This is a genomic window from Streptomyces sp. NPDC023723, assembly GCF_040639815.1.
In the GTDB taxonomy this organism is placed as follows: domain Bacteria; phylum Actinomycetota; class Actinomycetes; order Streptomycetales; family Streptomycetaceae; genus Streptomyces.
This window is the reverse complement of record NZ_JBFAAP010000011.1, coordinates 65,396-80,049: the sequence shown is the minus strand read 5'-3', so window position 1 is coordinate 80,049 and position 14,654 is coordinate 65,396. Positions and strand designations below refer to the sequence as shown.

Below are 14,654 nucleotides of genomic sequence, written 5' to 3'. Positions count from 1 at the left end.
GAGGGGAACGTCAGCCCAGTACGGCCAGCGCGTCGATCTCGATCAGCAGCCCGGCCGGCAGCCCGACATAGACCGTGGTGCGGGCGGCCGGCGGCTGGGTGAGGCCCTGCTCCTCGAAGTACGCGTTGTAGATCGCGTTCATCTCGGCGAAGTGCGCCACGTCGGTGAGGTAGACGCGGATCATCATCGCGTCGTCCCAGCTCGCGCCGCCCTCCGCGAGGATCGCCTTGACGTTGGCGAGGGTCTGGAGGGTCTGCTCGCGCAGGGTCGGGCCGGCCGGGGTCGGGGCCTTGCCCTCCTCGTGCGGGAGGAAGCCGACCTGGCCGGCGACCTGGAGGATGTTGCCCTTCTTCACGCCGTGGCTGAACCTGGCCGGCGGCACGGTGTGGGTGGCGGGGACGAGCGCGGTCTTCTCGGTCATGCGGTGACTTCCTTGCCTGGGGCGGGGGTGGGAGCGGGGGTCCGGCCGGAGTACTCGCCGCTGATCGCGTCCGCCGTACGGCGCACCAGCGGGAGCAGGGTGAGGAGTTCGTCGGCGGTGACGACGACGTTCGGCGCGGAGACCGACATCGCGGCGACCACCCGGCCGGCCGCGTCCCGGATGGGCGCGGCGACGCAGTTGATGGACTCCTCGTGGCCGCCGAGGTCGGTGGCCCAGCCCTGTTCGCGCACCTTGTCCAGCTCGCGCAGGAAGGCGGCGGAGTCGGGCGTCGAACGGGCCGTGTACAGGGGGTAGTCGAGCGAGTCGGCGAGCGCCCGCCGCTCCGGCCCGGGCAGGTCGGCCAGGAGCAGTTTGGCCACGGCGGCGACGGTGAGGGCGACGGGCTTGCCGATCCGGGAGTACATCCGGACCGGGTAGCGGCTCTCCACCTTGTCGATGTAGAGGACCTCGTCCTCCTCGTGCACGGCGAGGTGCACGGTGTGGCCGCAGCTCTCGTTGAGGCGGACCAGGTGCGGGTGGGCGATCTCGCGGACGTCCAGGTTCTCCATCGCCTCCTGGGCCAGCGAGATGAGCCGGGCGCCGAGGCGGTAGCGCTGGTCGGACTGGCGGTAGACGAAGCCGTGCTCGTGCAGGGTGCGCAGCAGGCGCAGGGCGGTGGACTTGTGCACGCCGAGGGTGTCCGCGACCCGGCCCAGGTCGGCGGGGCCCTCGGCGAGCAGCGGCAGGATGCTGAGCGCGCGGTCGACGGTCTGGCTCATGGGCTGCGTACCTCCTCGGCGGCCCCCGGGACGTCCTGTGTCCAGCCGGGGCCCAGGCGCAGTCTCCCCCACTCCGCGTCGTCCAGGGCGGCCAGCCGGTCGGCGTGGCCGCGGGCGGGGGGTGCGGCGAGGTCGCCGGGGGCGGTGAGCACGGCGGCGGCGGCGAGGTGCCCGTGCCGCAGCCGGTCCCGCACCGGCAGTCCGCGCAGGGTGGCGGAGAGGAACCCGGCGGCGAAGGCGTCGCCGGCGCCGACCGCGGCCACCACATCGACCCGGAGGGCCGGTACGAAGGTGGCGTGCGGGCCGTGGAAGGCGGTGGCACCGGCGGCGCCCTGCTTGACGACCAGCAGCTCGGGTTCGGGCAGCGCGGCGCGGACGGCCTCGGGACCGGCCAGGTCCCACGCCTCGTCGTCGCCCACGAACACGAGGTCCGCCCCGCGCGCCAGCTCCAGCAGCACCGCGGGACCGTCCGCCCGGCCGCGCCACAGCCCCGGCCGGTGGTTGACGTCGAAGGAGACCAGGGGGCGCCCCGCGCGCCGGGCGGTCAGCTCCCGCATCAGCTCCAGGCAGTCCGCGGAGAGCGCCGCCGTGATCCCGGACAGGTGCAGGACGCGGCCGGACCGGACCGCGGCCGGGTCCACGGTCCGCGGCGACATCGCGGAGGCGGCCGAGCCGGCCCGGTAGTACGCCACCTCGTGCGCGTCGGTGGCCCGGTCCCCGGCGGTGCGGAAGTACACGCCGGTCGGGCGGTCGGGGTCGCGGCGCACCGCGCTCACGTCGACCCCGTGGCCGCCGATCGTCTCCACCAGGTGGTCGCCGAAGCCGTCCGCGCCGACCCGGCCGACCCAGCGGACCCGGTGCCCGGCGGCGGCCAGCGCGCAGGCGACGTTGGACTCGGCGCCGCCGATGGCCCGGTCGAAGGAGGGCACGTCGGCCAGCCGGCCGGGGCGCGAGGGCAGAAACGTGACCATGGACTCGCCGAGGGTGACGACATCGACGGCAGCCAGGTCCATGGGCAGACTCCTTGTCGTTGACCCCGCGTTCGTCGAGATGTTAGACAGCAGTGAGCGATATACGCAATGGTCGTTGCAGTCAGTGCAACGCACCTGGACAGGGAGGCTGCATGGCCCTCGACACCGGTACCGAAGCGCTGGCCGAACTCGCCAAGCTCGGCGAGGAGCATGTCGACCACCGTTTCAAGGGCCTCCCGCCGGACGCGTACGGGCTGACCGTCGCCGAGCTGGCCGGCCAGCGCCGCAACCTCTTCACCGGCGGTTTCACCACCCCCGTCCTGGCGCTGTCCGCCGAGCGCCTGGCGCACAACCTCGCGCTGATGGAGACCTACTCGGCCCGGCACGGCCTGGCCTTCGCGCCGCACGGCAAGACCTCGATGGCCCCGCAGCTCTTCCACCGCCAGCTCGAGCACGGCGCCTGGGGCATCACGCTGGCCGTCCCGCACCAGGTGCGGGTGGCCCGGGCGTTCGGCGTCCGGCGGATCTTCCTGGCCAACGAGCTGGTCGACGCGGCCGCGCTGCGCTGGATCGCCGCCGAGCAGGACGCCGACCCGGACTTCCGCCTCGTCGCGTACGTCGACTCCGTGCGCGGCGTGGAGCTGATGGCCGCGGCGCTCGCGGAGGCCGGCCGCCCGCTGGACGTGGTGGTGGAACTGGCGGCGGGCGCGGGCGCGCGGACCGGGGCGCGCACCGAGGCGGAGTGCGCGGCGGTCGCCGACGCGGTGACCGCCGCCGCGGGGCTGCGGCTGGTCGGGGTCGCCGGGTACGAGGGCGAGGTGCCGGAGGCCGGCCCGGAGCGGGTCCGGGCCTACCTGCGCCGGCTGGTCGCGCTCGCCGCCGACCTGGACCGGCGGGGGAGCTTCGGCGCGGCGGAGGAGATCGTGCTGAGCGCGGGCGGCAGCGCCTGGTTCGACGCGGTGGCCGACGTGTTCGCCGAGGTCCCGGCACTCTCCCGGCCCGTCCTGAAGCTGCTGCGCTCGGGCGCGTACGTCTCGCACGACGACGGCCACTACCGCGAGCTGACCCCCTTCAACCGGGTCCCCGGCGAAGGTGCCCTGGAGCCCGCGTTCCGGCTGTGGAGCCAGGTCGTCTCCCGCCCCGCCCCCGAGCAGGCGTTCACCAACGCGGGCAAGCGGGACGCGGCCCACGACCTGCACCTGCCCTTCGCCCAGGTGGTGCGGCGCGACGGCGCGGAGCGGCCCGCCACCGGGATCACCGTGACCGGCCTGTCCGACCAGCACGCCTGGCTGCGCACCGGCCCGGACGCGGACCTGGCGGTCGGCGACTGGGTCGGCATGGGCCTGTCCCATCCGTGCACGTCCTTCGACAAATGGCAGCTGATCCCGGTCGCCGAGGCGGACGGTACGGTCGTCGATTTCATCCGTACGTTCTTCTAGGAGGCGGCCGTGGCGGAACTGGTCATCCGGGACGCGGACGTCGTCGACGGCTCCGGCGTCAGCTCCTACCGGGCGGACGTCGTGGTGGACGGCGGCCGGATCGTGTCGATCGTCAAGGAGGCGGCGGCGGCCGGCTGCCAGCGGCCCACCGCCCGCCGCGAACTGGACGCCGAGGGCCTGGTGCTGGCCCCCGGCTTCGTCGACATGCACGCGCACAGCGACCTCGCGCTGCTGCGCGACCCCGACCACAGCGCGAAGGCCGCGCAGGGCGTCACCCTGGAGGTGCTCGGCCAGGACGGCCTGTCCTACGCACCGGTCGACGACCGCACCCTCGGCGAGGTGCGCCACGCCATCGCCGGCTGGAACGGCCCCGGCGACGACCTGGACCTCGACTGGCGCTCGGTCGGCGAGTACCTGGACCGCCTGGACCGGGGCATCGCCGTCAACGCCGCCTACCTGATCCCGCAGGGCACGGTCCGCGCGCTCGCCGTCGGCTGGGACGACCGGGCGGCGACCGACGCCGAGCTGGACCACATGCGGCGGCTGGTCGCCGAGGGCCTGGCGCAGGGCGCGGTCGGCATGTCGTCGGGGCTGACGTACACGCCGGGCATGTACGCCAAGGACGCCGAGCTGACCGAGCTGTGCCGGGTGGTGGCGCAGTACGGCGGCTACTACTGCCCGCACCACCGCTCGTACGGGGCGGGCGCGCTGGCCGCGTACGCGGAGATGGTGGACCTGACCCGGGAGGCGGGCTGCGCCCTGCACCTGGCCCACGCCACCATGAACTTCGGCGTCAACAAGGGCCGCGCCGCCGAGCTGCTGACCCTGCTGGACGCGGCGCTGGCGGCCGGCGCCGACATCACCCTGGACACCTACCCCTACACCCCCGGCTCCACCACCCTCGCCGCGCTGCTGCCCAGCTGGGCCGGCGAGGGCGGCCCCGAGCGGCTCCTGGCGCGGCTCGCCGACGACGGCACCGCCGAGCGGATCCGGTACGACCTGGAGGTGACCGGCGCCGACGGCTGCCACGGGGTGCCGGTCGAGTGGGACACCGTCGAGATCTCCGGGGTCGGCGACCCGGCCCTCGCCGGCCACGTGGGCCGCACGGTCCAGGAGTCGGCGACGGCACGCGGCGAGACCCCGTGGACGGTGGCCCGCCGGCTGCTGCGCCAGGACCGGCTGGCGCCCAGCATCCTCCAGCACGTCGGCCACGAGGAGAACGTCCGCGCGATCATGCGGCACCGCGTGCACACCGGCGGCTCGGACGGCATCCTGCACGGCGCGAAACCGCACCCGCGCGCCTACGGCACCTTCCCGCACTACCTCGGCCACTACGTGCGCGAGCTGGGCGTGCTGTCGCTGGAGGAGTGCGTGGCCCACCTCACCTCCCGCCCGGCGGCCCGGCTGCGGCTGCCCGACCGGGGCCTGGTCCGCGAGGGCTACCGCGCCGACCTGGTCCTCTTCGACCCGGCCACGGTCGCGGCGGGCGCCACCTTCGCCGACCCGCGCCGCCTGCCGACGGGCATCCCGCACGTGCTGGTGGACGGCCGGTTCGTGATCGAGGACGGCCGGCGGACGGACGTACTGGCGGGGCGGTCGGTACGCCGGACGCCGTGACAGCAACGGAAAATCCTCGCAAACCACCCGTCTCACGTGGCGGAAAACACGGCCCGGCGACCGTTACCTGCCCGTAAGCTCGCGGACATGCAGGTGATCCAGTCGACCAAGCTCGCCAACGTCTGTTACGAGATCCGGGGCCCGGTGCTCGAGGAGGCGATGCGGCTGGAAGCGGCCGGTCACCGCATCCTGAAGCTGAACACCGGCAATCCGGCCGCCTTCGGGTTCGAGTGCCCGCCGGAGATCCTGGAGGACATCCTCCGCAACGTCTCCACGGCCCACGGGTACGGCGACGCCAAGGGGCTGCTGGCCGCGCGCCGGGCGGTGGTCATGCACAACCAGACCCTCGGCATCGAGACCGACGTGGAGCACGTCTTCATCGGCAACGGCGTCTCCGAGCTGATCGTGATGGCGATGCAGGGGCTGCTCGACGACGGCGACGAGGTCCTCGTCCCGGCGCCGGACTACCCGCTGTGGACGGCGGCCGTCTCGCTCTCCGGCGGCACCGCCGTGCACTACCGGTGCGACGAGCAGGCCGACTGGATGCCGGACCTCGCGGACATCGAGCGCAAGGTCACCGACCGCACCAAGGCCATCGTCATCATCAACCCGAACAACCCGACGGGCGCGGTGTACGACGAGGCGCTGCTGCGCGGCCTGACCGACATCGCCCGCCGGCACAACCTGCTGATCTGCTCGGACGAGATCTACGACAAGATCCTCTACGACGACGCCGTGCACGTGCCGACCGCGTCGGTCGCCCCGGACCTGCTGACCCTCACCTTCAACGGGATGTCCAAGGCGTACCGGGTGGCCGGCTACCGGGTCGGCTGGATGTCGGTGTCCGGTCCGCGCGCGCACGCCGAGTCGTACATCGAGGGCCTGACGATCCTGGCGAACATGCGGCTGTGCGCCAACATGCCGGGCCAGCACGGGGTGGTCGCGGCGCTCAGCGGGCGGCAGACCATCCAGGACCTGGTACTGCCGGGCGGGCGGCTGCGGGAGCAGCGCGACACCGCGTACGAGCTGCTGACCCAGATCCCGGGGGTGACCTGTGTGAAGCCGAAGGGGGCGCTGTATCTGTTCCCGCGGCTCGACCCCGACGTGTTCAAGATCAAGGACGACCGGCGGATGGTCCTGGACCTGCTCCGGCAGGAGAAGATCATGGTCGTCCAGGGCACCGGCTTCAACTGGCCGGACCCGGACCACTTCCGGGTGGTGACGCTGCCCTCGGCGGTGGACCTGCGGGACGCGGTGGGCCGGATCGGCCGCTTCCTGGACGGGTACGGCCAGCCCTGACCTGCCTCATTGGTAAACAGCTCAACTTTAGAATCAATCCAATGTAGGATGGTTTCCTGGATTCACTCAGGAGGCCGTCCATGTACGAACCGATCCGCGCCAAGTCGGTCCACAGCACGATGGCCGGCACCACCCCGGAGTACCCCCACCGGTCCCGCGAGGAGGAGCTGGACATCCAGCTCGCCGGCCATCTCGCCGCCCTGCTCACCGTGACGGACGAGTTGCGGGCCCTCGCGCCCGGCGCGGAACTGGACGCCGCGGCCGAGCGGCTCGCCGGGCAGGTGGCCCGGTTGCGGGCCGGCGAGGCGCCGACCCGTATCCCGCCGGCCGCCGCGCACGGCACCGAGGAGCTGCTCGCGCTGCACCGGCGGGCGCATGCCCTGGCCGGACGGGCGCTGGTCGTCGCCGCGTCCCGGGCGGACACGGCGGCGGCGATCCTCTCCGCCGAGCTGATGGATCTGCACGCGGCGGCGTCGGAGCGGGGGGTCGCGCTGGCGCCGTAGGGTCGCGCCCGCGCGGCGCAGCCGCGCATGTCGCAGCCCCGCGCCCGCCCCGCGCCCGTTGGGGCGCGTTGCAGTCCCGGAGCCGACCCGACACCCCCCGTTCATGATCGAACCCGGGGAATGTTCCGTTCCGGGAGCAGGCTGCCCGGCGTGAGACGAATCGCAGGAATAGTCCTCGCGGTCCTGCTCGTCGGCGGTGTGGTGGCAGCCGTCGTCGCGGGCCGGGGAACAGCGGACACCGGCACGGCAACGAAGACCGTGCGTGCCGTGATCGGGTCGGAGAAGGCGGAGTTCTTCGCCGACCCCGCCGTGGTCGAGGCCCTCGCCGCCAAGGGCTACGCCGTGACCACCGAGACCTCCGGGTCCTGGGCGATGGAACAGCTCGACCTCAAGGGCTACGACCTCGCCTTCCCCTCCAGCCAGGCCCCCGCCGACGAACTCGCCGAGCGGTACGGCGTCCGGGAGCCGCTGCCCCGGCCGTTCTACTCGCCGCTGGTCGTCGTCGCCCACCGGGCCGCCGCCGACGTCCTGGCCGGCAACGGGCTGGCCACCCTCGACCGCGACCACGGCGGCACCCTGAAGACGGCCGCCTTCCTGGCCGCCGCCGCCGACGACCGCACCTGGCAGCAGCTCAAGGGCGCCCAGCGGCACGGGGAGCTGAGCGGCACGGTGTACGTCTCGACCACCGACCCGGAGTCCTCCAACTCCGGCGCCCTGTGGCTGGCCGCCGCCTCCTACGTGGCGGGCGGCAACCGGGTCGCCGCCTCGGCCGCCGACGTGGCCCGCACCGCGCCGCTGATGCGCAAGCTGGTGCGGGTGCAGGGTGCCCAGCAGTCCAGCTCGGACGCCGCGTTCCGGGACTTCGTCAGCGGCGTCGGCAACCCGCTGGTGCTGGTCTACGAGTCCCAGGTCACCGCCCTGCTCCAGGAGGACCAGGAAGTCGGCGACCTCACCGTCCTCTACCCGGACACCACCACGACCAGCGACCACACGGTGGTACCGCTGACCGAGGACGGCCGGAAGCTGGGGGAACTGCTCGCCTCGGACCCGAAGCTGCGGCAGCTCGCCGTCCGGCACGGGTTCCGGCCGCAGGGCGCGACCGCCGAGTTCGGCCGGGCCACCCAGGACCTCACCGCGTATCTCAACCAACAGCTGACCGGCGTCCGGCAGGCGCCCGTGCCCACCTCGAAGGTGCTGCGCGAGATCGCCCGCCGGGCCCGTGGATGACGGGGGCCCCGGACATGACCGACCAGGACACGACCTTCACGCTCACCCCGCCCGAACCGGTGGCCGCCGTGCCCCGGGAGAAGGCCGGCGGACTCGTCCCCGTGGACGAGGAAGCCCGCGCCGAGACGGCCCGCAAGGCCGCCGCCCACGTGGCGTCGCTGGCGGCGCTGGACGCCCGCTCCCCCGAGTTCGCCGGCAAGGTCGGCGAGATCACCGGGCTGGGCGCCGGCGAGCTGCGGGCCGCCGCCGCGCAGTCCAACCGGATGCTGGAGCGGACCGTGCGCAGCCTGCCCGGCAAGGGCGGCGACGCCCAGGCCCAGGTGGCCGGCTCGCTGGTGGAGCTGCGCCGGGTGGTCGAGGACCTCGACCCGCGCGACCTGCCGGCCGCCAGGGCCCGCCGGTTCCTGTCCCGGCTGCCCGGCGGCAGCCGGCTGCGCGACCACCTCGCCAAGTACGCCTCCGCGCAGGGCACCCTCAACGCGATCGTGGCCGCGCTGCGCGGCGGCCAGGACGAACTGCGCCGCGACAACGCCTCGTTGCAGACGGAGCGGATCCGGCTGTGGGAGACGATGGGCAAGCTGCAGGAGTACGTGGTGCTCACCGAGGCCCTGGACAGCGCCGTCGAGGAGCACATCGCCGGCGTCGGCGACCCCCAGCAGGCCGACGCGCTCCGTGCCGACGTGCTCTTCCCCGTCCGGCAGAAGCACCAGGACCTGCTGACCCAGCTCGCGGTGTGCGCGCAGGGCTACCTCGCCATGGACGTCGTACGCCGCAACAACGACGAGCTGATCAAGGGCGTCGACCGGGCCGCGACCACCACCGTGTCGGCGCTGCGGATCTCCGTCCTGCTGGCCTCCGCCCTGGACCACCAGAAGAAGGTCGTCGAGCAGGTCAACGCGTTGCGGGGGACGACCGAGGACCTGATCCGGGGCAACGCGGAGATGCTCGCCACGCAGAGCGGCGAGATCCAGCGGATCGCCGCCGACCCGGCGGTCGGCGCGGACACCCTGCGCCAGGCGTTCCAGCAGATCTACCGCACCCTGGACACCATCGACAGCTACAAGGCGCAGGCCACCGAGGCGATGGCCACTACGGTCGAGTCGCTGACCGCCGAGCTCCAGCAGGCGAGCACCTACCTGGAGCGCAGCCGCGCCAAGGGCGTCCTGGAAGGCGGCCCGGCATGAGACCCCGTCGCCTCGCCCTCGGCCTGACGGCCGCCCTCGCCCTGCTGACCGCCTGCACGCCCGCCGCCGACGACGGTACGACGGCCGGCGTCTCCACTCCCGGCGTCCCCGGCCCCGCCGCACCCGGCACCCTGCGCGTCCTCGCCTCCAGCGAGCTGACCGACATGGAACCGGTCCTGGAGCAGGTCCGGAAGGACACCGGCGTCACCGTCCGGCTGACCGCGATGGGCACCCTGGACGCCGTCGACATGCTGGCGAAGGGGAAGACGGACGGGCAGTACGACGCGGTCTGGCTGTCGTCCAACGACTATCTGCGACTGCGTCCGGAGGCCGCCGAGCGGGTCGTGTCCGAGACGCCGGTGATGACCAGCCCGGTCGCCATCGGCGTCCAGACCGCCACCATGCGGAAGCTGGGCTGGCAGCCCGCCGAGGTCACCTGGTCCCAGGTCGAGCGGGCCGTCGCGGCCGGGCAGCTGACGTACGGCATGACCGACCCGGCCCGCTCCAACTCCGGCTTCGCCACCCTGGTCTCGGTGGCCTCGGCGCTCTCCGGTGCCCAGGCGGCGCTGACCGACGCGGACGTGGCCGAGGCCCGGCCCCGGCTGAAGGAGTTCTTCCAGGGGCAGCAGCTGACCTCGGGCTCCTCGGGCTGGCTGGCGGCGGCCTACGAGCGGCGCGGCACCGTGGACGCGCTGCTCAACTACGAGTCCGTCCTCAAGGGCATCGACGGCCTCACCGTGATCCGCCCCCGGGACGGCGTGGTCACCGCCGACTACCCGCTCTCCTCGCTCACCGCCACCTCCGCCGCGACCCGCGAGGACGTCCGCGCGGTGGCCGACGCGCTGCGCACCCCGGCGCGCCAGCGGCAGATCACCGAGACCACCCTGCGCCGCCCGGTCGTCGCCTCCGTCGCCCCCGCCGCCGGCCTCGACCCCGAACGCCGCCGCGAGCTCCCCTTCCCCGGCACCCGCTCGGTCGCCGACGGCCTGCTCGACTCCTACGAGAACGAACTGCGCCGCCCCTCGCGCACGGTGTACGTGCTGGACACCTCCGGTTCCATGAAGGGCGACCGGCTCGACCGCCTGAAGACCGCGCTGACCGGCCTGACCGGCGACTTCCGGGAACGCGAGGAGGTCACGCTGATGCCGTTCGGCTCCGAGGTGAAGAGCGTGCGCAGCCATGTTGTCGACCCGTCCGATCCGCGGCGGGGCCTGACGGCGATCCGCGCGGACACCGACGCGCTCACCGCGTCGGGCGACACCGCCGTCTACACCTCGCTGGAGAAGGCGTACGACCACCTGGGCACCGGCCAGGACACGTTCACGTCGATCGTGCTGATGACGGACGGCGAGAACACCACCGGCGCCGACGCGGCCGACTTCGACGGCTTCTACCGCGCGCTGAGCCGCGACCGGCGGCAGATCCCGGTGTTCCCCATCGTCTTCGGCGACTCCGACCGGGCGGAGCTGGCGCACCTCGCCGAGCTGACCGGCGGCCGGCTGTTCGACGCCCAGCAGGGCTCGCTGGACGGCGCCTTCGAGGAGATCCGTGGCTACCAGTAGCAGGGCCTGGGCGTACCTGGAGTCCCGCAAGAACCTGACCGGCGGCGCCTGCGGGCTGGCCGGGCTGGTGCTGACCTTCACCGGGGCCGCCGGTCCGTACTGGCCGGTGGTGGTCGCCGGTCTGTACGGCGCGGGCGCGCTCATCGCCCCGCCGGAGCGGCCCGCCCCGCCCGCCTTCCCCGACCCGTCGGCCCGGCTGGAGGAGATCCGCGCCGACCTGGAACGGCTGCACGCCTACCTCGCCGGCGTCGACCTGCCCCCGGCCGCCGCCGGGCGGCTCACCGAGCTGCTGGACCTGCTGGGCGGGCTGCTGACGCCGGGCTGGGCCACCGAGGTGCTGGCCCAGGACCCGGAGGGCGTGCACACGCTGAACCGGGCGGTTCGGCAGGACGTGCCCGAGTCCGTCGACGCTTATGTGCGCACCCGCTGGTGGAGCCGGGTGACGCCGGGCGGCGAACCGCCGGAACGGCACCTGGAACGCCAGCTCGGCCTGCTGCACGAGGAGGCGGCGGCGCTGGCCGGGCGGCTGCGGGAGACCGAGGAGCGGCGCCAGGAGTCGCACACGCGGTATCTGGAGGACCGCTCCCAGTGAACGGCTGAGACAGGGGTATGGGCCGGGTCCGTCGCACGCCGTTGTGCGGGGACCCGGCCCGGACGGGGTCCGCCCCGATGCTCCGGGACATCGAGCTACTGGAGCGGGACGAACCCCCTCAACGGCCGGCCTTCGTGACGGCAACGCTGGTCAGGGCTTGCCGGACCGGCCGCGGAGACTGTCGGCGGGACTAGCCCAGGCGCTCCACCAGCGCCCGGTACTGGTCCCACAGCTCCTTCGGGGTGTGGTCACCGAAGGTGTTCAGGTGCTCGGGGACCAGGGCCGCCTCCTCGCGCCAGACCTCCTTGTCGACGCTGAGCAGGAAGTCCAGGTCGGCCTCGGAGAGGTCCAGGCCGTCGGTGTCCAGCGCGCCCTTGGCGGGCAGCACGCCGATCGGCGTCTCGACGCCCGCCGCCCGGCCCTCCAGCCGCTCCACGATCCACTTCAGGACGCGGCCGTTCTCCCCGAAGCCGGGCCACACGAACCGGCCGTCGTCGTCCTTGCGGAACCAGTTGACGTAGTAGATCTTCGGCAGCTTGGCCTGGTCCTTGTCCTTGGCCACGTCCACCCAGTGGCCCATGTAGTCGCCCATGTTGTAGCCGCAGAACGGCAGCATGGCGAACGGGTCGCGGCGCAGCTCACCGACCTTGCCCTCGGCGGCGGCGGTCTTCTCGCTGGCCACGTTGGCGCCCAGGAAGACGCCGTGGTTCCAGTCGAAGGACTCGGTGACCAGCGGTACGGCGGTGGCGCGGCGCCCGCCGAACAGGATCGCGGAGATCGGCACGCCCTTCGGGTCCTCCCACTCCGGCGCGATGATCGGGCACTGCGCGGCGGGGGTGGTGAAGCGGGCGTTGGGGTGCGCGGCAGGGGTCGGAGAGGCGGGCGTCCAGTCGTTGCCCTTCCAGTCCGTGAGGTGCGCCGGGGTCTCCTCGGTCATCCCCTCCCACCACACGTCGTTGTCGTCGGTGAGGGCGACGTTGGTGAAGACCGAGTTGCCCCACAGCGTCTTCATCGCGTTGGCGTTGGTGTGCTCGCCGGTGCCGGGCGCGACGCCGAAGAAACCGGCCTCGGGGTTGATCGCGTAGAGCCGGCCGTCCTCGCCGAACCGCATCCAGGCGATGTCGTCGCCGATGGTCTGCACCGTCCAGCCGGGGATGGTCGGCTCCAGCATGGCGAGGTTGGTCTTGCCGCAGGCGGACGGGAAGGCGGCGGCCACGTACTTGGACTCGCCGCGCGGCGGGGTCAGCTTGAGGATGAGCATGTGCTCGGCCAGCCAGCCCTCGTCGCGGGCCATGACGGAGGCGATGCGCAGCGCGTAGCACTTCTTGCCGAGCAGCGCGTTGCCGCCGTAGCCGGAGCCGTAGGACCAGATCTCGCGGTCCTCGGGGAAGTGCGAGATGTACTTGGTGCTGTTGCACGGCCAGGGCACGTCCTGCTGACCCTCGCCCAGCGGGGCGCCCAGCGAGTGCACGGCCTTGACGAAGAAGCCCTGCTCGCCCAGCTCGTCCAGGACCGGCCGGCCCATGCGGGTCATCGTGCGCATGGAGACGGCGACGTACGCCGAGTCGGTGATCTCGACGCCGATCGCGGAGAGCGGGGAGCCCAGCGGTCCCATGCAGAACGGGACGACGTACATGGTCCGGCCCCGCATCGAGCCGCGGAACAGGCCGTTCTCCCCGCTGAAGGTCTCCCGCATCTCGGCGGGGTCCTTCCAGTGGTTGGTGGGACCGGCGTCCGCCTCCTTGGCGGAGCAGATGAAGGTGCGGTCCTCGACGCGGGCGACGTCGCTGGGGTCGGAGGCCGCGTAGTAGGAGTTGGGGCGCTTGATCGGGTCGAGTTTCCGGAAGGTGCCCCTGGCGACGAGCTCCTCGCACAGCCGCTCGTACTCGGCCTCGGATCCGTCACACCAGACCACCTGGTCCGGCTGCGTCAGTTCGGCGATCTCGTTCACCCACGAGATCAGCTCCTGGTGCTGGGTGGGGACGGGGGAAGCCGCGATGTCGCGCGCCACGATTGCTCCTAACTGAGGGATGTGGTGTTGGAGGCCCCGTGGGGGCTGCGACCCGGACGCCTGCCCAGGATCACTCGGGCGCTCATCCGGTGCCGACCGCACTCATTTGATCATCCGACGCCCTCGCCCATCTGTCCAGAGGGGCGCACACCTGAGCGGCGTGAGGAACGCCACGCACCTCAGCGAATCTCCGCGCGGGCCCCGGTTTTTTTGCGTATACGTGGAGTTCACCTGGCGCTTCTTTTACTCGACACCCGTGAGATCATGGGATGTGAGACCGAATTCGTACGGTCGTACTGACGCGTAACTTACGGTTCCGTAGGTACGATTCGGCGCATGACTGCGTCCGCCTCCGATGCGCACACGGATTCCCCGGCCGCCGGCCGCGGTCCCGTCGCGCTCTCTCTGCCGCATCCGGTCAAGCCCAAGCTGCGCGGCTGGCTGCATCTCGGTATGTTCCCGGCCGTGCTCGTCGCGGGCCTCGCGCTCACCGCACTCGCCGACTCGACCAGAGCACGCGTCGCCTGCGGGATCTACGTCCTGACCGCCTGCCTGCTGTTCGGCGTGAGCGCCCTGTACCACCGGGGCGACTGGAGCCCGCGGATGGACGGCGTGCTGCGCCGCCTGGACCACGCCAACATCTTCCTGATCATCGCGGGCACCTACACCCCGCTGACCATGCTGCTGCTCCCGGCGTCCCAGGGCCGGTGGCTGCTGTGGGGCATCTGGGCCGCCGCGGCGGCCGGCATCGCCTTCCGGGTCTTCTGGGTCGGCGCCCCGCGCTGGCTCTACACCCCCTGCTACCTGGCCATGGGCTGGGCGGCCGTCTTCTACCTGCCCGACTTCATGCGGGCCGGCGGCATCGCGGTCCTGGTCCTGGTGATCGTCGGCGGGGTGCTCTACAGCGTCGGCGGCGTGGTCTACGGCATCAAGCGGCCGAACCCCTCACCGCGCTGGTTCGGCTTCCACGAGGTCTTCCACTCCTTCACGCTGGCCGCGTTCATCGCGCACTACGTGGGGATCTCGCTGGTCGCCTACTAGACCGACAA

13 protein-coding genes are annotated in these 14,654 nt (G+C 72.7%); 9 read left to right on the top strand and 4 right to left on the bottom strand.

Translation table 11 applies throughout. The annotated features are described in order from the left end of the window. Positions 1 to 10: 10 nt before the first annotated feature. The 3 genes from AB0G32_RS15380 to AB0G32_RS15370 are packed head-to-tail and all read right to left on the bottom strand — an operon-like array spanning position 11 to position 2,213. Positions 11 to 421, bottom strand: a complete 411-nt coding sequence (locus AB0G32_RS15380) for a RidA family protein (RefSeq protein WP_361162692.1) — start codon at positions 419 to 421, stop codon at positions 11 to 13. Next, a complete protein-coding gene (locus AB0G32_RS15375; RefSeq protein WP_361162690.1) occupies positions 418 to 1,200 on the bottom strand; it encodes an IclR family transcriptional regulator in 783 nt (260 codons plus the stop codon). Before AB0G32_RS15375 ends, AB0G32_RS15380 begins: the two co-directional genes overlap by 4 nt. Further along, positions 1,197 to 2,213: a sugar kinase gene (locus AB0G32_RS15370; protein WP_361162687.1), complete on the bottom strand. Its 1,017-nt coding sequence runs from the start codon at positions 2,211 to 2,213 to the stop codon at positions 1,197 to 1,199. The genes AB0G32_RS15375 and AB0G32_RS15370 overlap by 4 nt, the downstream gene beginning before the upstream one ends. 110 nt (positions 2,214 to 2,323) lie before the next feature. Here AB0G32_RS15370 and AB0G32_RS15365 point away from each other — a divergent pair, with 110 nt between their 5' ends. From AB0G32_RS15365 to AB0G32_RS15330, 8 genes are all read left to right on the top strand, one after another. Continuing rightward, positions 2,324 to 3,610 (top strand): alanine racemase, encoded by a 1,287-nt coding sequence (locus tag AB0G32_RS15365; RefSeq protein ID WP_361162685.1) that lies wholly within the window; start codon positions 2,324 to 2,326, stop codon positions 3,608 to 3,610. Positions 3,611 to 3,619: 9 nt separating this feature from the next. Continuing rightward, positions 3,620 to 5,227, top strand: coding sequence for a D-aminoacylase (locus AB0G32_RS15360; protein ID WP_361162683.1), 1,608 nt, complete (start codon positions 3,620 to 3,622; stop codon positions 5,225 to 5,227). Positions 5,228 to 5,314: 87 nt separating this feature from the next. Then, positions 5,315 to 6,526, top strand: a complete 1,212-nt coding sequence (locus AB0G32_RS15355; RefSeq protein ID WP_361162681.1) for a pyridoxal phosphate-dependent aminotransferase — start codon at positions 5,315 to 5,317, stop codon at positions 6,524 to 6,526. Between the two features lie 80 nt (positions 6,527 to 6,606). Beyond that, the gene (locus tag AB0G32_RS15350) at positions 6,607 to 7,029 is read left to right on the top strand and encodes a hypothetical protein (protein WP_361162679.1); all 423 of its coding nucleotides are present in this window, start codon (positions 6,607 to 6,609) and stop codon (positions 7,027 to 7,029) included. A 150-nt stretch (positions 7,030 to 7,179) separates the two neighbouring features. After that, positions 7,180 to 8,256 carry a substrate-binding domain-containing protein gene (locus AB0G32_RS15345; RefSeq protein ID WP_361162677.1) on the top strand — a complete coding sequence of 359 codons (1,077 nt, stop codon included), beginning with the start codon at positions 7,180 to 7,182 and terminating at the stop codon, positions 8,254 to 8,256. Positions 8,257 to 8,270: 14 nt separating this feature from the next. Further along, positions 8,271 to 9,440, top strand: coding sequence for a toxic anion resistance protein (locus AB0G32_RS15340; RefSeq protein ID WP_361162675.1), 1,170 nt, complete (start codon positions 8,271 to 8,273; stop codon positions 9,438 to 9,440). Then, the gene (locus tag AB0G32_RS15335) at positions 9,437 to 11,002 is read left to right on the top strand and encodes a VWA domain-containing protein (RefSeq protein WP_361162674.1); all 1,566 of its coding nucleotides are present in this window, start codon (positions 9,437 to 9,439) and stop codon (positions 11,000 to 11,002) included. Before AB0G32_RS15340 ends, AB0G32_RS15335 begins: the two co-directional genes overlap by 4 nt. After that, positions 10,989 to 11,594, top strand: a complete 606-nt coding sequence (locus tag AB0G32_RS15330; RefSeq protein ID WP_361162673.1) for a hypothetical protein — start codon at positions 10,989 to 10,991, stop codon at positions 11,592 to 11,594. The genes AB0G32_RS15335 and AB0G32_RS15330 overlap by 14 nt, the downstream gene beginning before the upstream one ends. A gap of 190 nt (positions 11,595 to 11,784) precedes the next feature. Here the strand turns inward: AB0G32_RS15330 and AB0G32_RS15325 are convergent, their stop codons facing one another. Beyond that, positions 11,785 to 13,605 (bottom strand): phosphoenolpyruvate carboxykinase (GTP), encoded by a 1,821-nt coding sequence (locus AB0G32_RS15325; protein ID WP_361162672.1) that lies wholly within the window; start codon positions 13,603 to 13,605, stop codon positions 11,785 to 11,787. Between the two features lie 336 nt (positions 13,606 to 13,941). Between AB0G32_RS15325 and AB0G32_RS15320 the strand changes: the two genes are divergently transcribed. Then, positions 13,942 to 14,646, top strand: coding sequence for a hemolysin III family protein (locus AB0G32_RS15320; RefSeq protein WP_361162671.1), 705 nt, complete (start codon positions 13,942 to 13,944; stop codon positions 14,644 to 14,646). Positions 14,647 to 14,654: the final 8 nt, after the last annotated feature.